Raw genomic sequence first — 17,244 nt, 5'->3', positions numbered from 1 at the left:
ACTCCATTCGTTTCGTCGCAGGCTTCATCATGATCGGCATCTTATCCATTGCTGCACTCTGGTGTTACGCATTGGGGCCGTTCGATGCGCCATGGTTCGAGTTCGGGTTCTACGGCAAGTTCAACCAATACAGCGGATCATTCGAGCGTTGCCGAATATCCAAATCATCGATCACTGGCAGCACCACGACATCTCCATGGAGGATTTTGGATTCGAAGTACTCGTTGCCGGGGAGGTCAGGGAGATCAACTTTTTTGAGCACTCAGCACAAATGCAGATCAAGGAAGATGGAGAGATAAGGGCATTTATTAACGAGTGCCTTTTTGGAACAAGTCTGCAGAATAAACTTCTACCTCAATCTATTTTCCGGCAGAGAAATGTAGATGGGATCATTCGCCACACTCAAAACGAGAAGGAGTAGAAGACGACACAAAAACTCTCCGCTCTCAGCCCTACACTCTCCGCTTCCCCCATGAAACAACTCGCTCAATACCAAGACGGACGCCTTGAACTACAGGAGGTTGCCGTGCCGGTGCCTCCGCCGGGTGGGATCGTCGTGCGCACGACGTGCACGGTCATCTCGCCGGGCACGGAGAAGATGAAGGTCGATCAAGCACGCATGTCCTTGCTCGAAAAAGCCCGCGCTCGGCCGGATCAGGTGCGCAAGGTGCTCGATACCGCACGCACGCTCGGCTGGAAGGCGGCTTTGGAAAAGGTGCGCAATCGTTTGGAGTCGCCGACGCCGCTCGGCTACTCAGCAGCAGGTGTCGTCGTCGCGGTGGATGAGGCGAATCCGCGATTCCGCATCGGCGACCGCGTCGCGTGTGGCGGCGCGGAGTGTGCTCACCATGCGGAGATGCTCGGCGTGCCCGATTTGCTCGCGGCGAAGATTCCCGATGGTGTGGAAGACTGGCAGGCGGCTTACGACGCTCGCCTCCATCTCGCTCGAAGGCGTGCGCCAGTCCGGCGTGCGGTTGGGCGAGCGCGTGCTCGTCATTGGCCAAGGATTGATCGGTTTGCTCGCCACGAGCTTGCTCAGAAGCGCAGGCGCACGCGTGATGGCCACCGACTTGAACGAAGGAAGGCTCCAAGTCGCCACCGCGATGGGCGCGGAGCGTGTCGTCACCACCGGCGTCGAAAACGCCGTGCGCGAATGGACGGATGGCGTCGGCGTGGATGCCGTGCTCGTGTGCATCGGCGGCAAAGGCGGCTCTGTTTCGCAAACCGTGATCAACTGCCTGCGGGATCGCGGCACGATGGTCATCGTCGGCATGCACGATGCCGAGCTGTCCTGGAAGACGGCCTACATGAAGGACATCACGGTCAAATACAGCCATAGCTACGGCCCCGGCCGTTACGATCCGGAGTATGAATGGGGCGGCCGCGATTACGGCATGGGCGACGTCCGCTGAACGGAGAACCGCAACTTTGAAGCCTGCCTCGAACTCATGCGCGCGGGTCAGCTCGATCTGCGCCCCGTGACGACGAAGCGGATCGCTTTCAGCGAGATTACGACAGCCTATGACCAGCTCGCAGACGCCGTGGGGATCGTGGTCGAATATGAAAGTGCTCAGTGCTCAGTGATTAGTGCTCAGTCGGAGAATGCAGAGGCAAAACTAAGCACTAAACACTCCGCACTAAGCACTTTGTCTTCCGCGTGTTCGTCCCTCGACGTCATCGGCGCCGGAAACTTCGCCCGCACGATGCTGCTGCCTCACTTGAAGGGCAAAATTCCGTTCGGGACCATCGTGAATGGCACGGGGCTCTCCGCGCGGCATGTGAAGGAAAAGTTTGGCTTTGCGGAAGCGGAGACGGATGCCTCCAAAGCCACGGGAAAGGCTGTTTTGATCGGCACGCGGCATCATTTGCACGCGGCGCAGGTGATTTCCGCTTTGAAGGCCGGAAAGCAGGTATTTGTCGAAAAACCACTCTGCCTCACGGAGTGCGAATTGGCCGAAATCGACGCGGAAATGGCCCAAACAGCCGGAAGTGTCATGGTGGGCTTCAATCGACGTTTTGCGCCTGCGACGCTCGAAATGAAAAAACGGCTCGATGCGGCTCCAGGCGTCAAATCGCTCGCCTACCACGTCTGCGCGGGCGTTTTGGCCCCGGATCACTGGTATGCGAATGTCGAGGAGAGCGGTGGCCGCGTGCTCGGCGAAGCCTGTCACATGCTCGATCTCGCGTGTTACCTGCTTGGCACACCCAAACGCGTCAGCGCCCAGCCACTAGGCCCCGACACCGCCGCCGCGCAGGTCGAGTTTGAAAACGGCCACACCTTCCAGCTCATCTACACCGCCGAAGGTGACAGCAGCTTCCCCAAAGAAACCCTCCGCGCCTTCGCCCCCGGCCTCATCCTCGACTGCGAGAACTTCGGCGAAGGCTCAGCATCTGGAAAAGCCGCAAGCAGCAGACCCTCAAATACACCAGCAAAGGCCACGCTGAGGAAATGGCCGCCTGGAGCGGCTATTTGAACGGACAAAGCGAACACCCGCTGCCCTATGCGCAGTCACGGCAAAGCATGGCACTGACGTTTGCGGTGCTGCGGAGCATCCGGGAAGCGCGGATGGTCTCTCTGTGAAGCACGTTTGCTTTGCCATAAATGTCGAAATTCCTTAAATTGTTCAATGGCTAGAATCCTCAAGTCGCTCATTACAGGGTTTAGCATGTTGCTCCTGTTTTCAATCGTGTGGACGGTTGTTTCTCAACTGAACGATCTCTGTGATGAATATAGCATCGTGTGGGAGAAAAGACCGCGAATGACGAAATGGATCGCCTCGGTGGCTTTGCATCACTCATGGCAGAGGTGGTTTAGTTTGCCGTTGGTAGGTATTGGTTTTGCATGGCTAGAGTGGTTGGCACAGGCACCCACGTTGTCTTGGTTGACTAGGATGATGTTTGCATGGGCTTTCATCGCAGTTTTGGCCGCAATGCTTCCATTCATGTCTGGTAACCAGATCCACATGCCTCCGCAGTTCAATGGGAGTAACTGCATCATCCCGGCTTTATCGTTCCTGCCACTATTGTTTGCTATTGGGCAGCATCGTTCATCCAGATTAGCTCCATAACCTCAAACCCTTTCCGTCTCTGCGGCAAATTCGAGTCACCCAACGCTTGCTTCACGTCAACCCAGACTCATCTTAGCTCATGAACCTTCTAAGTCGCATCACCATAGAACCCGGCAAATGTGGCGGGAGGCCGTGCATTCGCGGTTATCGCATCCGGGTGAGTGACATTCTCGATTTGCTGGCCGCAGGAGCCAGTCATGACGAAATCCTGGCCGATTACGACTTCTTGGAGCTGGATGACATTCGCGCGGCGATTAGCTATGCCTCGCGGCAGACGGATCATACCGTGCTCGCCATTGCTGCGTGAAATTTCTTGTCGATAACCAGCTCCCGAAGGCGCTTGCCCACTGGCTGCGCCAGAAAGGACACGATGCCGAGCACGTGCTCGAACGCGGACAAGGTCAAACCGATGACCGTCAGCTCTGGCAGGAAGCCATCCACGAAAACCGTGTCGTCGTGAGCAAAGACGAAGACTTTTTCATCCTCGCCACCCGGCCCAATGACCCAGGAAGCCTGCTCTGGCTACGAGTCGGCAACTGCCGCACACAGCATCTTTTGACGATGCTCGATCAAAACTGGCCTGCCATCCAATCCGCACTCGAATCTGGTCAGAGAATCTTGGAGCTACGCTAAGCCACAGCGGCGCCTCTACATTCGGGTTTATTTCGTCATTCGGAATTCTGCATTCGTCATTTCGCGTCCTCGCAAACACTCAAATCTCTCTTTCTCATCATGAATGTCTCTATCTTCGGTCTCGGTTATGTCGGCGCGGTCACGGCGGGTTGTCTTGCGGATCAAGGGCACACGATCATCGGTGCGGATGTGCAGCAGGGGAAGGTGGATGCCTTCAACAGCGGCGCCTCGCCCATCATCGAGCCGGAGCTGGATGACTTGTTGCGTCGTGCACGGCGTGAGAACCGGCTGCGGGCCACGACGGATGCGGCGGAGGCCGTGGAGGCGAGCGAGGTGAGCATCGTGTGCGTGGGCACGCCATCGCTGGAGTCGGGAAGACTGAATCTGGACTTTGTGCGTAAGGTTTCGCAGCAGATCGCGGACGCGATCGCGAAGAAGGAGCGGCCGCATGTGCTGATCTTTCGCTCCACGATGCTGCCGGGCAGCACGCGCGTCATGGTGCGCGACTTTTTCGAGCCGCTGCGGGCGGCGGGCAAAGTACGCATCTACTACTGCCCGGAGTTTTTGCGCGAAGGCACGGCGGTGAAGGATTTCCGCGAGCCTTCGCTCGCCGTTGTCGGCACGCACGATGGTCAGCCGCCGCAAAGCGACGAAGCGCGGCTTCTTGGCGGAAAACCGGCCGTGCTGGCCTGGAAGGTGCGGAGACGATCAAATACGCCTGCAATTACTTCCACGCATTGAAGGTCGGCTTTGCGAATGAGATCGGCCGCGTGTGCAAGCACCTCGGTGAAGACGGTTCCCGCGTGATGGAGGTGGTGTGCGCGGACACGAAGCTGAACATCTCGTCGTATTACATGCGACCGGGGAATCCGTTTGGCGGCTCGTGTTTGCCGAAGGATGTGAGTGCGTTGAAGTCTTTGCTCGCATGGAGGGCATCAGCCTGCCGCTGCTGGAGAACACGCTCGATACGAACCACGCGCACCTCGATCAGCTCATCAAACTCATCCTCGGCAAAGAGAAGCGCCGCATCGGCCTGCTCGGGCTCGCCTTCAAAGCGGACACGGATGACCTGCGCGGCAGTCCGATGGTCGCCGTGGCCGAAACGCTGCTTGGTCGCGGCTACGAGCTCTCCATTTACGATCCTCAGCTCAATCTCGCCCGCCTGATCGGTGCGAACGCGAACGAAATCCAGCGCCGCATGCCGCACCTCGCGAGTTTGCTGCGCCAAAGCCCGCGCGAGGTCATCTAAGGCAGCGAAATCATCGTCGCCAGCCAGCGCTGTGCGCGGTTGGATGAGATCGTGTCATCCGCGAGGGCGGAGCAGACGGTCATCGATGTGAATGGCTGGCCCGATTTGAAGAATGGGGCGTGGAAGTATGAGGGGCTGTGCTGGTGAGGGGTTTGAATGAGTTTGGAGGGCCTATGATGCTGGAAACTATCCTCAAAAGCTTCTTGAGCTGGGCAGAAAAACGATACACTTAACTTCATGAGTGCAGCTGCAGCCCATCTCCTGAACGAAGCCCTGCTTTTGCCGACCGAGTCGCGGATCGAACTCGTGGAGGCTGTTTTGGAGCGTTCGGAGCCTTCACCGGAGTTTATCAGTCAGCAGATGGAAGTGATGGCGCGGAGGATGGAGAATGTGCGAACAGGGGCTTCTCGTTTGATTCCTGCCGAAGAGGCGCATCAGCGTGTTTTGGACAGCTTGAAGCTTCGTGCATGAACGTTCGGTTCGAAGAGGAAGCTTGGATTGAGTACCAGGAGGCGGCGCAGTACTCGGAAGATCGCTTTGGGCTAGGCAGGCAGTTTGTGGCGGCAGTTCAGGTAGCTTTGAGTGACATCGCCAAGGATCCCGAGCGGTATCAGAGGGTCGGGCAAAGAGTCCACATCTTCCGCATGAAACGGTTTCCCTATTACCTGTTTTACCAGCACGAAGCGGAGCAAGAAACAGTGACTATCTACGCAGTGTCACACCACAAACGCAGGCCGGATTATTGGCGCGGCAGGCTTTGGGAAAATTGATCCAAACACTCTCTTCATGCGCATTCTCATCATCGTCGAAAATCTCCCCGTGCCGCTGGACCGGCGTGTTTGGCAGGAGGCGTGTGCGTTGCGGGATGCGGGGCATGATGTGACGGTAATTTGTCCGCAGATGCGCGGCTACACGGCGCCGTTTGAGGTGCTGGAGGGGATCACGATCTACCGGCACTGGATCAGCGGCGAGGCGAAGGGCGTGAAGGGGTTTTATTGCGGAGTATGCTTCGGCGCTGTGGGGCGAGCTGTGCTGCGCGGTGAAGGCGTGGCGGACGAAGGGCTTTGATGTGATCCATTTGTGCAATCCGCCGGACTTGCTGTTCCTGGTGGCGCTGCCGTTCAAGCTGCTGGCGGGCGTGCGCGTGATCTTTGACGTGCACGATTTGTGGCCGGAGATGTTTGAGGCGAAGTTCGGCAAGCGCGGGCTCATGTACTGGGCGGTGCGCGCGGCGGAACGCGGCACGTTGGCGCTGGCGGATGCGGTGATGGCGACGAATCAGAGCGTGCTGGCCGCCGTGAAGCAGCGCGGACGGAAAGCGGATGATGAAGTCTTCGTGGTGCGCACGGCACCGAACAAGCTGAACACGAGTTTGCCGGAAGACGCGGCTTTGAAGAAGGGAAGAAAGTACCTCGTGGGTTACATCGGCGTGATGGGAAATGCGGACGGCGTGAATTACCTGATCGAGGCCGCCAAACACATCGTGCAAACGCGGAAGCGCGAGGATGTGCAGTTCCTACTGATGGGCAGCGGCCCGGAGCATGCGGATTTGGTGAAGCAGCGGGATGCGATGGGCCTCGGGGCCTTCGTGGACATGCCGGGGCGTGTTTCGAATGAGTTTTTGTTCTCCGGTTTGAAGACGATGGACCTCGGCGTGGCCTGTGACCCGATCAATGACTACAACGACCACTGCACGATGAACAAGACGCTGGAGTACATGGCCTTCGGCAAGGCGCAGGTAATGTTTGGCACGCGCGAGGGCATGTTCAGCGCTGGCGACGCAGCGCGGTATGTGATGGAAAACAGCGCGGAGAAGCTGGGCGATACCATTCTGGAAATGCTCGACGACCCAGCCGTGCGTGAGCGCATGGGGAGGATCGGCTACGAACGACTGACAACAGAGCTGTGCTGGGAGAAGTCGGTGGAGCAGATCCTGCGGACGTATGAGCGGGCTTTAGCTGCGTGAGTCACTGCTGGCGACTTTGGCAAAGAGTGATTTTTGGCGGATGAAGATACCCTCAAAGAAGTGATACGAAAAAGCGGCGATGGCCACGGTCAGCGCTAGCGTGAGCGGGTAATGAATCCAGGGCGAGAATGGCGCGGCTTTGACCGAGGTGAAGGCCGAGACGATCGCCACCGGATGCCACATGTAGATGCCGTAGGAGATGCGTCCGAGGTAGTTCATCACCCTGGTTTCCAGGAAAAGCGATGCGCGGCGATCTTGGACGATGTTGAGAAGGATCACGGCGAAGCAGATGGAGAGGGCGATAGGGTAATAGCTAGGTGCCTTTTCGCTGCGCAAGAAAAGCCAAGCTGCGATCCCCGTGGAGATGAGGTATGCGGAAGGGCTTCGCAGGTATTTTAGAAAAGGGTGATTGGTATGCAGTAGCCAAGCTGCTAGGCTGCCAAAGGCCAGGGCATCGATGCGAAATGTCACCATGAATTTGGCCAGTGGCATGAGGCTATCGATGGTCGAAGCACTTTGCGTGCTCAGACAACTGAAAAAGCCGTGGAATAAGAGGCCGTAGCCAACGCAGATGCCGAGAATGATCCAGATTCTGCGTTTGAAGTACTTCATCAGCACGGGCCAGACGAGGTAGAATTGTTCTTCGACGCCGATGGACCAAGTCTGGCCTGCAAAAGGCAGTGGATGAAGAAAAATGGCAGCCAGATTGGGCAGCAACAAGGCATAGCAGGCGAGTCCTGCGATGGAATGGCGAATAGCGGAGGTGTGCTCTCCTGCGATGATGGGAAAGAATACTGGCCAGACAAAGAGCGCTAGGGCTACGACCAAAAAGTACAATGGCCATGTGCGCAGAATTCGCCGCACGTAAAAGTGTCTGACGGAGATGGTGCCGGTTTTGGTTTCTTCCTCTAACAGCAAGTAGGTGATCAAAAAACCGCTGAGGACGAAAAACAAATAGACGCCGCCTTTTCCTAATAAGGTGATCGTGTTACTGCCAAGTGCACTAGGAAGGCCGACTTCGGATTTAAACTGCTCCACATGATGAATGATGACCCCGAGTGCCGCGAGAAAACGGAGGCCGTTCAAATTGGGGAAATACAGTTTTGGCATTGAAGAATTAGGAACTTAACGGGTTGGCGCTCAAGGTGTCAATCCATGTCGAACATGAAAGCTCTCTCGAAACTACACTGGCTCTACCACCGGCTCCGCGCGATGCCGCTAGGGGAGATCGCGGGCCGTGTGCGGGCGAAGGCGGTGGAGGCGGCGGTGCCGCTCGCGAAGAAGGGCTGGGAGATGTTTCCGCTCGGGGCGGTGTGTGAGTCTTCTTTGAAGCTGCCGGTGAAGGAGAGTGCTCCGGCGGTGCTGCGTGAGGCCGTGCGGGCGGATGCGGTGCGGATTATGGAGTGGCGATTGCTGCTGCTCGTCTGGAAGGAGGCGCAGGTGAACCGCCCGCCAGTATGGAGCCGCGATGGAGTGCATGGCGTGGCGATTCCGATGACGGTGAAGGATTACCGGCATCTGGAGGGTGGTGCGGATGCTCGCTGCGCATGGGAGATCGCGCGGTGGAGTGAGATGGTGCGGCTGGCGCAGGATGCGTGGCTGAATGGCGAGCTGGTGTCGCTAAAGACGGCCCAGATGTGGATGCACGATTGGATTGAGAAGAATCCGGTGGGGCAGGGGATTCACTGGACGAGCCCGCTGGAGGGGGCGCTGCGGTTGATGAATTTTGCTGGATCGATGCCTAACGCGGGCCTGTGGGGACGAGCAGATGATCGCGGAGCAGGAACGCATCGCGCAGGATTTTGTGCCGATGCATGCGTGGTGGGTGTGGCGGAAGAGGTCGTTTGGCTCCTCGGCGAACAATCATCTGATGGGTGAGCTCGCGGCGCTGGTGATGGTGACGCGGCGATGGCCGTCGCTGGCGAAACGACTGCGCGATGCGGAGTCGATTTGGAAAATGCTCGAGACGGAGGTGCTGCGGCAGTTTGCGGAGGATGGTGGGAACAAGGAGCAGGGTTTGCATTACCATCTTTTCGCGTGGGAGATGGCTTGGCAGGCTGGAAGAGTGGTGGATGGCCTGCGAGGGCCGGTGCTGGAGCGGTTGCGGGATGCGGCGCGGTTTTTCTGCGATCTGTCGATGGGCGGATGGGATTTCGGCGACAGTGATGATGCGCAGATCATGCCGCTGACGCTGGAGCGTGCGCATGCGGAGCTGGAATGGCGTGCGTGGATGCTGGGTGAGGCTTGGGGAGTGAGTTTGAGGTTTTGGTTGGGCGATGCGCCGAGGTTTGAGGCTTCGGTATCGCGGAAATGGCTGCGCTACTCAGAGTGTGGGCAGGCGATGTGGCGGGATCTGGCGTGGTCGGTGCGCGTGGATGGCTCGCCGCTGGGTTTTGGGGCCGCTGGCGGCGCATGGGCACCTGGATGCGCTGCATGCGTCGATTTGGCTGCAAAACCTGCCGCTGGTGATCGATCCGGGAACGGGCTCGTATTACGGAAATGCGGCTCTGAGGGCGAAATTGGCGGCTTGGGAGGCTCACAATGGCCCGGTGCCGATTTCAGGCCGTGAGACGCCGAAACGCGCGGGGCCGTTTTTATGGATGAATCATCACGAAGTGCCGAAACTGGCCGTGGGAGGCGAAAAATGCTCCGTGGGCCTCGATGGCGTGCAGCGCGTGGTGAGCGTTTTGGAGGCAGATAGGAGTGTCTGCATCACAGACACGTTAAACGATGAAATAGAGCACGTCGTGACGTGGCAGTTCTCGCCGGATTGGGCGGTGGAGGCGATTTCGGAGCATTTTTTCACGTTGAGGCATGTGGGAGGCCTGACGGTGAATTTGACGGTGAAGGGAGATGGCGTCGGATCGACGGAGGTCGTGCTCAATACGGTTTCACCTCGGTTTGCGCAGGTGAGTGATGCCGCGGCGGTGCGGGTGAGGTTCACGGGCAGTCTGGCGAGCACGTTCTCGCTCTGAGGTGGCTGCGGGCTGTGAGGAGGTGGTGACTGATGGCGGTAGCTTTGGCCTGAACGGCCTGAACGGACGAAGCGGATGCTGCGGAGGATCAGCGCTCCAGCCACAGTGTGCTGGTGCGGAAATCGAGGGTCATGCGATAGTTTTGCCAGAAGCGGCTGCCGATGCGCATGGGGCCGGGCATGACGTACACTTCGGGATTGTAGTAGGTCTGGCCGCAGAGGCTGGCATTGGGCACGCGGATGATGCGGGCACCCGCGCGGTCGGCGCTGACATTGCCGCCGACGCCGCTGAGGACGAGTCCTGCGCCCATGCCACGACCACCGCCTGCGTGACCGAGGCGTGCGGCGGTGGCTTGATTGATGACGATGCCCCAGGAGGAGCCGGTGTCGATAACTGCGTCCCAGGTGAGGCCGCTACTGCTGACGCGGATGACGGGTAGGCCGCCACTCATGCGAAAGGGCACGCGGGTGGTATTCCCGCCGAGTGGGGTGTAGCTGTGGCCGCGGCCGAGCTCGATGGTGCCACGCCGGTAGTCGAAGGTGACGTAGCTGGCGTGTCTGCGGAGCTGGTCGATGCCGAGGATGGCACTGCCGAGGCCGCCGATGCGCGGTGTGGCACTGTGGCGGACGTAGCAGGGCACGTTGTCGAGATGCCAGGGGCCGAAGTCGAGGGCGCGAATGACGCCGCTGCGTGCGGCGGCGTTTCCATGCACGCCACGGAGGCTGGCGTTGTGCCCTGTGGCTGCGATGCCGGTGCCTGCGGCGATGTTGGACTCAAAGACGCATACGGAGGCTCCGGTATCGACGAGGATGGGCAGGGCACGGCTGCCATTGATGCTGCCGCTGATGTGCGGTGCGTCGGCACGGAGGCGCATGGGCATGACGATGTCGCCAGAGCTGCTGATATGGCCACTGCCACCACGCGAGGGCATGCCGGGGATGCCTGGCATGGCGCAGGAGGAGAGGAGAGCGAGCGGTAGAAGGAGAGCGAGCTTGTGCATGGCGGGTTCGTTTAAGTGGGGGCAGGGGAGTTTTCGTTCACCATTCGAGCCAGATGAGCTGGCGCCGGATGTCGAAGGTGACGCGGAAGTCTTTGAGGAAAAAGCTGCCGATGCGTGGCATGCCAGGCATGACATCGAGCTGCGCTTTTTTGAATTCATGGCCGAGCATGCGCAGTCCGGGCACGGTGATGATGCGGACGCCGGCTTCACGCGGCGTGGTGGTGCCGCCGACGCCGATCATGACAAAGGGTGCATCCACAGCGGTGCCGCCCGTGGCATGGCCGAGCCGTGCGGCGAGTTTTTGGTCGATTTCGACGCCGAAGGCCGAGCCGGTGTCCACGATGGCATCCCAGGAGACTTTGCCGGTGGTGAGGCGTGTCATGGGGACGCCTTGCTGGAGCTTGTAGGAGCTTTTGACATGCTTGGCGAGGCGTGGGCCGCTGAAGCGCTGGCCGAAGCCGAGCTCGATCTCGCCACGCGGGTAGTCGAAGGTGATGTAGGAGCAGTATTTCTGCGCGAGATGAAATCCGAGCACGGAGATGTCGAAGTCCTGGCCGAGGTAGTCGATACCGCCGCTGCTGCGCTGGAGGCGAATGACGCAGGGCAGATTTTCGAGCCGCCAATCTCCGATCTGGAGCCGCTCGATGACGCCGCCCATGCCGGCTTCTTTGCCGATGACGCCCTGCATTTGTGGTTTGGCACCTGGGACGGTGGCTAGATCGCTGCGCATGGCGAGATCCGCACTGAGCACGGTGACGGTGGCTCCGGTGTCAAAGAGGAGGCGTGTGGGTGAGCGGCCATTGATGCTGGCATCGACGTGTGGCAGCCCGGCGTGATCGCGGCGCATGGGGATGCGCAGGGTGGGGCCAGGTGGACTGCTGCGGGTGTCAAAGCGGTCACCACGGAGCATGCTGCGTGCTTCACCGACGGTGACAGCCTGGGACTGGAGCTGCCGCAGCGTGCCACCGGAGACCGGGCCATGGCTGACGCCGCAGGCTGCGAGAAAGAAGCAGGCAGTGGTGATGACGAGCGCGGCACGGAGCATGCAGCAGCCTTTCGCTGCGCTGAAAATGCTGTCAACTGGCACGGAGGATGGCATCGCGATTCCGCCAGAGGTAGAGCAGGCGGCGTGAGGTGTTCGGGTGCGTGGAGCCGAGATCGCTGATTTCCTCTGCGAGCCGCACGAGCACGCGGTCTGGGTGGGACTCGATGGCGTGGACGGTGGGCTCGAGGAGGCGGCGCGGATCATGCAGCACCTCCGGCAGCTCCACGGGCACTTTGGCGACACGCTGCACGGTGCGCAGCTCGGTGACTTGCTCTTGGAGTGCTTCGTGGTCGGTGTTGTCACCTTTGAGGAAGTGGAAAAAGCCCATGAGGGAGGTCTCATCGCTTTTGGTGAGCTTTTGGCGGATGCTTTGTTCCAGCTGCTGCCGTGCCTCCTCCGTGCGCACACCGCCGAAGGGCAGGGCATCTTCATACGACTGGAGTAGGTCCTGGATGGGCACATGGGTGGCGTTGCTGAGCTTGGCCTCCAGCACGCGGAGTAGCAGTGAGGTGCGGGCTTCGTGCTCCAGACCGAGTTTGATCTCCGTCGTCATGGCGGGGATGAGGCCTGCGGCGCGGGCTCCGTGGTCGTCACAGAGGAACTCGACCAGCCGGATCTGACTCACCCAGGTGCGGAATGCCACCCACCGCACCATACCAAGCGCGAAGAGCGGTGCTCCGAGATAGATCTCGTAATTCTGGAGCAACTGCGCGATCACCAGTGTCAGCACGCCGGAGAGCAAGCCGTGAATGAGCATGCAGCGGCTGGGTAGCGGCGAGTAGGCGAAGACGTGGCCTAGCTCGTGCCCGATGACCGACTCGAGCTCCTTTTCATCGAGTAAATGCACGATGGAGCGATTCAGTTGCACGCTGTTGAAAAGATTCCAGCCCGGCAGCAGATCGAGCCGCATGGCCAGCGCATTGACGTCCTTCTCTTTGGCCAAATAGACCCGCACCGGGCGGTGTGAGTAGCCCAGCCGCTCCTTCACACGCTGCACGGCGGCGAGCAGTGAGTCACGCGTGTGTGGCCCCAGCTTCGCCTCTGGTCGCACGTCCTCCAGGCGCTTGCGATTGGTGGTCAGTACCTGCGGCACAAAGTCGAACAAGCCCAGGAAACCCACCGCAAAGAGCAGCGCAAAATGCCAGCCTGGGATGCTGTGTGGCTGCGCAGCCCACCACGCCGCACCGACGGCGATGAGCAGCACCTCCAGCGCGATCCACAGCCGCGAGCGTGCCTCACTGGCCTGAAAGAGGGACAGCAGAGACTTGCGTGTCGGCGTGACCAGCCGCCGGGGTTTTTCCAAAGTCAGCTCTGGGAGATCCTGCATCATAGCGATCAGGTCACCGACTGGATGAAGCCACGGATCAAGCCCATCGAGGGCCGCGCCCGTGTCTGATACACCACTTTGCCAGGACCGGTGAAGCGCACCACGAAGCCCTCGCCGGAGAAAAGCGAGTCCTTGATCGACTTCGTCAGCACCACGGACTCAAAGGCCATCCCACCGGTGAAAGCCACGATGTTCCGATTATCCAGCACGAAGCGCTCCCCCTCCGCCAGCGTCTGCTCGATCACGCCACCATAGCTGGAGACAAAGAGTGTGCCCGTGCCCGCTGTCTTCAGGAAAAACAGCCCCCGCGTGGCCAGCAGGCCATGCATACCCGCATTATGCAGCTCAAAGGAAAGCTCAGGTGTGCAGGCTAAAAAAGCACCGCGAGCCAGCAGCAGTGTGGACTCCGGTGTGACCTCCAGGGCACGGATTTCTCCCATCTGCTCCGGTGCCAGCATGATGTGCTGCTCATCACGCTTCGCCTGGTAGCACACCGTGAAAAAACTCTCACCACCGAAGAAGCTGCGCACACCACCTGCTACACCGCTTTTGCCCTGCATCTGTAGCCCGGCCTTTACCTCGATGTGAAAGCCCGGCGTCATCGCCTGCATCGCCCCTGGCTGCGCCAGGATGCGCTCCCCCTCCGCCATGTCGAGACGCAGCGTGGAGAAAGCCGGAGCGTGCAGTACTTTGGTGGCGCATAGAGTGTGAGGTCAGGCCTCCTGTACGGTGGGAAAACGTGTCCGCGATACCGCGATCACAAATCCCCATCCGCCTGGCCGCTCATCTTCTTGCGCAGCAAGTAGCCGCCGAAGCTGATCAGCAGCAAGATGCCGAGGAAGATAAAGAGAGCGATGAGGCGGCTCACACCGAGCACCTCGGCGATCGTCGTCACGCAAATATCATAGATGACCACTTGGATGAACCAGCGGACGATGCCGCCGATACCACCGCCACGAGCAGCCAAAACCGGAGTCAGGGAAATATTCAAATCCATAGGCCGCCACTTAGAGCGATTGACTGTTCTGGGGGCAAGAAAAAACTCGGGGATCATCTTTTTCTTCATCACGGAGTAAAACACGCACAAAGTCTTGTGTGCTGGACCGTACTGCCTCAAACTTTCTGTCTCCTCGCTTTTTCACTGCTGAATGACCGCCTACTTCATCCGCCGCCTCATGTTGCTGCTGCCGACTTTGATCGGTGCGACGCTGGTGGTCTTTGGTTTGACGCGGATTGTGCCCGGCGGACCGATGGAAAAGGCGATGCAGCAGGCGCTGGCCATGGGCGACCGCAGTGGTGGTGGGCGTGATGCGGGTGGCTCGCTCAGTGAGGAGCAAAAGGAGCAGCTCGCGGCCTATTATGGCTTCGATAGGCCGTTTTTTCCGGCGTACTGCGTGTGGTTGGGCATTTGGCCGCGTGAGGAGTCGAAGCAGTTCGTGAAGTTCGAAGACGGCAAAACGGAGCTTCCGATCACTTTGAAGGTTTTGCTGCCCAAAGCCGAATGGAAGCCCAATAACGCCTACAAGGTCACTCAGGCCACCGTGACGATAACAGGCAAACTGAGCACTGGAAAGGTAGATGGCTGGAAAACGCGTGTGGAAGCGGAAAAGCAGCGCGTGGCGGTTTTTCGCCCGGACTTCAATGGCATCCTTCAAGGCAACTTTGGCCTCAGCACGAGCTACAACCTCCGCGTGCTCGACATGATGCTCTCCAAAATGCCTGTGTCGCTGTTTTACGGGCTGATGACCTTTGTGCTGACGTACATCGTCTGCATCCCGCTAGGAGTCTTGAAGGCGATCAAGCACCGCACGGTGGTCGATAACGCGACTTCGATCCTCATTTTCATCGGCTACGCGATCCCTGGGTTCTTGCTGGGTAGTTTGCTTGTCGTGTACCTCGCCGCACGCATGGGCTGGTTCCCGACGGAGGGCTTTACGAGTGAAAACTTCGCCAGCTTGAGTCTGAGTGAGAAAATTTGGGATCTAGCCCATCACGCGATGTTGCCGCTGGCCTGTTACATGATCAGCAACTTCGCTTTGATGACCATGATGATGAAAAACAATCTCATGGACAACCTCGCGGCGGATTACGTGCGCACCGCCATCGCGAAAGGGGTGAGCTATCGCCGTGCAGTGCTGGGGCATGCGCTGCGGAATTCGCTCATCCCCATTGCGACGACGCTGGGGAACGTGACGCTGGTGTTTGTGAGTGGTTCGATGCTGATCGAGCGCATTTTCCAGATCGACGGCTTCGGCATGCTGACGATCCAGAGCATCAGTGACCGCGATTACCCGCTGGTGATGGGCATCATCACGCTGGATGTGATCTTGATCGTGCTGGGGAACATTTTGTCCGACTTCTTTGTCGCGGTGACGGACCCGCGAGTGCGCTTTGAATGATGAAACGATGAATCCTCGCACCACCGGCTTTCTACTGCTCGCCTACGCCATCTTGGCGGCGGTGCTACGCGTATTGAAACTGAGTGTGCCTGTTTTGAAGGTGCCGTTTGTGTTTGGTGGCGTACTGGGCTGGTTGGCCTGCGGCGTGATTTTTATTTCAGCGCTGGTGTTGCTATTCACTGGCAAAACGGCCTGGAACATCAGTCCACAGACGGCGAAGAAGCTGCGGCGCTTCCGTGCCATTCGACGCGGTTATGTGGCGTTCGTGATTTTGTTGGCGCTGGGTGCTGTGGCGTCGCTGGACACGCTGATCGTCGGGAAACGGGCGTTGATGGTGAGTCACTCGGGGAAGTGGTATTTTCCTTTTGTGACCGAGGTGCTGCCTGGGACGACGTTTGGCCTGAAAAGTGATGCGGAGGCGGATTACCGCGATTTGCAGGCTCGCTTTCGTTTGGAGCAAAAAGGTGACTGGGTGCTGCTGCCGCTGGTGCCGTATGATTCGGCGCTGGATTCGCCTGCGATCATCGAAACGGTCGCGCTGCGTGATGGGAAGGTCTTTCGCCAAGGCGAAACGGAGCCCTTCAACGGCACGGCATACTCAGTCTTCATCGCGAAGCCGGAGCAGCAGCGGCAGGAGTGGCAGTTCCGTCACGGTCTGCGTCAGGGAGACATGCGTGGTTGGGATTTGGACGGCCAGCCGGTCGAAAAGGCAAGCTTTGAGAAAGGTGTGCGCGTGAGCTACACGGACTTCTCGGACGGAAAAGCGGCTGCGCTGGAGTCGCAGGCGCATCCTGAGCTGCGCACACTGATTTACCCGCCAGCGCCGCCATCTTGGAGCACGCGGCATTACCTCGGCACCAACTCGACCGGCATTGATGTGCTGGCGATGCTCTACGGCGGCCTACAGCAGTCGCTGGGCGTGGCGGTGTTGTATTTGATCATCACATTTGCAGTGGGACTGACGTTTGGCAGTGCACTGGGCTTCTTTGGCGGTGTGCTGGACATGGTGGGGCAGCGACTCATCGAGATCTGGTCGGTGCTGCCGTTCCTCTTTGTCGTGATGATCATCAGCTCGCTGGTGAGTCCGACGCTGCTCATCCTGGTGACCATCGTGGCTGCCTTTGGCTGGATGGAGACGGCGAACTACATCCGCACCGCGACCTACAAAGAAAAAGAGCGTGACTACGTGGCCGCCGCACGGCTTCTCGGTGCCGGCACGCCGCGCATCATCTTCCACCATGTGTTGCCGAACGTGATCGCCATCTTGGTGACGCTAGCACCTTTCAAAGTAGCGGGTGTCATCACTTCGCTGGCCGCACTGGACTTCCTGGGCTTCGGCCTGCCGCCGGATGTGCCGAGCTGGGGCCGCTTGCTGCATGAGGGCGTGGATAACTTCAGCTATCCCTGGATCGTCACCAGCGCCTTCACCGCAATGGCCAGCGTGCTCATCCTCGTCACCTTCGTGGGTGAGGCGGTTCGCGAGGCCTTTGACCCGAAAAAATTCACGACATACGAATGAAGCCACCTTCACACTCAAAGACACATGCAGCGTCTTCGGCGCGGGAGCGTCGTGGAGTGCGGG

At 59.3% G+C, this 17,244-nt stretch carries 23 protein-coding genes; 16 read left to right on the top strand and 7 right to left on the bottom strand.

Annotated elements, in window-relative coordinates; translation table 11 throughout:
* The first annotated feature begins 148 nt into the window (after positions 1–148).
* A complete protein-coding gene (locus IPK32_24340) occupies positions 149–421 on the top strand; it encodes a hypothetical protein (GenBank protein ID MBK8095014.1) in 273 nt (90 codons plus the stop codon).
* 333 nt (positions 422–754) lie between these two features.
* On the opposite strand, the gene IPK32_24335 is transcribed toward IPK32_24340, so the two are convergent.
* On the bottom strand, positions 755–997 hold the full coding sequence (locus IPK32_24335) for a hypothetical protein (GenBank protein ID MBK8095013.1): 243 nt from the start codon (positions 995–997) through the stop codon (positions 755–757).
* A gap of 34 nt (positions 998–1,031) precedes the next feature.
* Here IPK32_24335 and IPK32_24330 point away from each other — a divergent pair, with 34 nt between their 5' ends.
* From IPK32_24330 to IPK32_24285, 10 genes are all read left to right on the top strand, one after another.
* A complete protein-coding gene (locus IPK32_24330) occupies positions 1,032–1,412 on the top strand; it encodes a zinc-binding dehydrogenase (GenBank protein ID MBK8095012.1) in 381 nt (126 codons plus the stop codon).
* Between the two features lie 36 nt (positions 1,413–1,448).
* Positions 1,449–2,474, top strand: a complete 1,026-nt coding sequence (locus tag IPK32_24325; protein MBK8095011.1) for a Gfo/Idh/MocA family oxidoreductase — start codon at positions 1,449–1,451, stop codon at positions 2,472–2,474.
* Between the two features lie 673 nt (positions 2,475–3,147).
* Positions 3,148–3,375 carry a DUF433 domain-containing protein gene (locus tag IPK32_24320; GenBank protein ID MBK8095010.1) on the top strand — a complete coding sequence of 76 codons (228 nt, stop codon included), beginning with the start codon at positions 3,148–3,150 and terminating at the stop codon, positions 3,373–3,375.
* The gene (locus tag IPK32_24315) at positions 3,372–3,701 is read left to right on the top strand and encodes a DUF5615 family PIN-like protein (protein MBK8095009.1); all 330 of its coding nucleotides are present in this window, start codon (positions 3,372–3,374) and stop codon (positions 3,699–3,701) included. Before IPK32_24320 ends, IPK32_24315 begins: the two co-directional genes overlap by 4 nt.
* Positions 3,702–3,800: 99 nt before the next feature.
* Positions 3,801–4,442 (top strand): hypothetical protein, encoded by a 642-nt coding sequence (locus IPK32_24310; protein ID MBK8095008.1) that lies wholly within the window; start codon positions 3,801–3,803, stop codon positions 4,440–4,442.
* A 184-nt stretch (positions 4,443–4,626) separates the two neighbouring features.
* On the top strand, positions 4,627–4,950 hold the full coding sequence (locus tag IPK32_24305) for a hypothetical protein (protein MBK8095007.1): 324 nt from the start codon (positions 4,627–4,629) through the stop codon (positions 4,948–4,950).
* Positions 4,951–5,187: 237 nt separating this feature from the next.
* The gene (locus IPK32_24300; protein ID MBK8095006.1) at positions 5,188–5,421 is read left to right on the top strand and encodes an addiction module protein; all 234 of its coding nucleotides are present in this window, start codon (positions 5,188–5,190) and stop codon (positions 5,419–5,421) included.
* Positions 5,418–5,720 (top strand): type II toxin-antitoxin system RelE/ParE family toxin, encoded by a 303-nt coding sequence (locus tag IPK32_24295; protein ID MBK8095005.1) that lies wholly within the window; start codon positions 5,418–5,420, stop codon positions 5,718–5,720. Before IPK32_24300 ends, IPK32_24295 begins: the two co-directional genes overlap by 4 nt.
* Before the next feature lie 16 nt (positions 5,721–5,736).
* On the top strand, positions 5,737–6,018 hold the full coding sequence (locus IPK32_24290; GenBank protein MBK8095004.1) for a hypothetical protein: 282 nt from the start codon (positions 5,737–5,739) through the stop codon (positions 6,016–6,018).
* Positions 5,990–6,916 carry a glycosyltransferase family 4 protein gene (locus IPK32_24285; protein ID MBK8095003.1) on the top strand — a complete coding sequence of 309 codons (927 nt, stop codon included), beginning with the start codon at positions 5,990–5,992 and terminating at the stop codon, positions 6,914–6,916. Before IPK32_24290 ends, IPK32_24285 begins: the two co-directional genes overlap by 29 nt.
* On the opposite strand, the gene IPK32_24280 is transcribed toward IPK32_24285, so the two are convergent.
* Positions 6,905–8,026, bottom strand: coding sequence for an acyltransferase (locus IPK32_24280; GenBank protein ID MBK8095002.1), 1,122 nt, complete (start codon positions 8,024–8,026; stop codon positions 6,905–6,907). The genes IPK32_24285 and IPK32_24280 overlap by 12 nt on opposite strands.
* Before the next feature lie 54 nt (positions 8,027–8,080).
* Here IPK32_24280 and IPK32_24275 point away from each other — a divergent pair, with 54 nt between their 5' ends.
* Genes IPK32_24275 through IPK32_24265 form a run of 3 tightly spaced genes read left to right on the top strand, consistent with a single transcriptional unit; the run spans position 8,081 to position 9,891 of the window.
* A complete protein-coding gene (locus tag IPK32_24275) occupies positions 8,081–8,794 on the top strand; it encodes a hypothetical protein (protein ID MBK8095001.1) in 714 nt (237 codons plus the stop codon).
* Positions 8,787–9,485: a hypothetical protein gene (locus IPK32_24270; GenBank protein MBK8095000.1), complete on the top strand. Its 699-nt coding sequence runs from the start codon at positions 8,787–8,789 to the stop codon at positions 9,483–9,485. The genes IPK32_24275 and IPK32_24270 overlap by 8 nt, the downstream gene beginning before the upstream one ends.
* Before the next feature lie 31 nt (positions 9,486–9,516).
* A complete protein-coding gene (locus IPK32_24265) occupies positions 9,517–9,891 on the top strand; it encodes a hypothetical protein (protein MBK8094999.1) in 375 nt (124 codons plus the stop codon).
* Positions 9,892–9,979: 88 nt separating this feature from the next.
* Here the strand turns inward: IPK32_24265 and IPK32_24260 are convergent, their stop codons facing one another.
* From IPK32_24260 to IPK32_24240, 5 genes are all read right to left on the bottom strand, one after another.
* Positions 9,980–10,891, bottom strand: a complete 912-nt coding sequence (locus tag IPK32_24260) for an aspartyl protease family protein (GenBank protein ID MBK8094998.1) — start codon at positions 10,889–10,891, stop codon at positions 9,980–9,982.
* Between the two features lie 37 nt (positions 10,892–10,928).
* Positions 10,929–11,936, bottom strand: coding sequence for a clan AA aspartic protease (locus IPK32_24255; GenBank protein ID MBK8094997.1), 1,008 nt, complete (start codon positions 11,934–11,936; stop codon positions 10,929–10,931).
* Positions 11,937–11,967: 31 nt separating this feature from the next.
* Positions 11,968–13,266: a M48 family metalloprotease gene (locus IPK32_24250; protein MBK8094996.1), complete on the bottom strand. Its 1,299-nt coding sequence runs from the start codon at positions 13,264–13,266 to the stop codon at positions 11,968–11,970.
* 5 nt (positions 13,267–13,271) lie between these two features.
* Positions 13,272–13,913: a TIGR00266 family protein gene (locus IPK32_24245; protein ID MBK8094995.1), complete on the bottom strand. Its 642-nt coding sequence runs from the start codon at positions 13,911–13,913 to the stop codon at positions 13,272–13,274.
* Between the two features lie 107 nt (positions 13,914–14,020).
* Entirely contained in the window at positions 14,021–14,260 is a 240-nt protein-coding gene (locus tag IPK32_24240) for a hypothetical protein (GenBank protein MBK8094994.1), read from the bottom strand.
* A gap of 151 nt (positions 14,261–14,411) precedes the next feature.
* On the opposite strand from IPK32_24240, the gene IPK32_24235 reads away from it, so the two are divergent.
* Complete coding sequence (locus IPK32_24235) at positions 14,412–15,662, top strand: ABC transporter permease (GenBank protein MBK8094993.1); 1,251 nt, start codon at positions 14,412–14,414, stop codon at positions 15,660–15,662.
* A 7-nt stretch (positions 15,663–15,669) separates the two neighbouring features.
* Positions 15,670–17,181, top strand: coding sequence for an ABC transporter permease subunit (locus IPK32_24230; GenBank protein MBK8094992.1), 1,512 nt, complete (start codon positions 15,670–15,672; stop codon positions 17,179–17,181).
* The last annotated feature ends 63 nt before the right edge of the window (positions 17,182–17,244 follow it).

This window comes from Verrucomicrobiaceae bacterium (genome assembly GCA_016713035.1).
In the GTDB taxonomy this organism is placed as follows: Bacteria; Verrucomicrobiota; Verrucomicrobiia; order Verrucomicrobiales; family Verrucomicrobiaceae; genus Prosthecobacter.
Note: the sequence above shows the minus strand (reverse complement) of the source record. Positions and strands in the feature narration are given on the sequence as shown.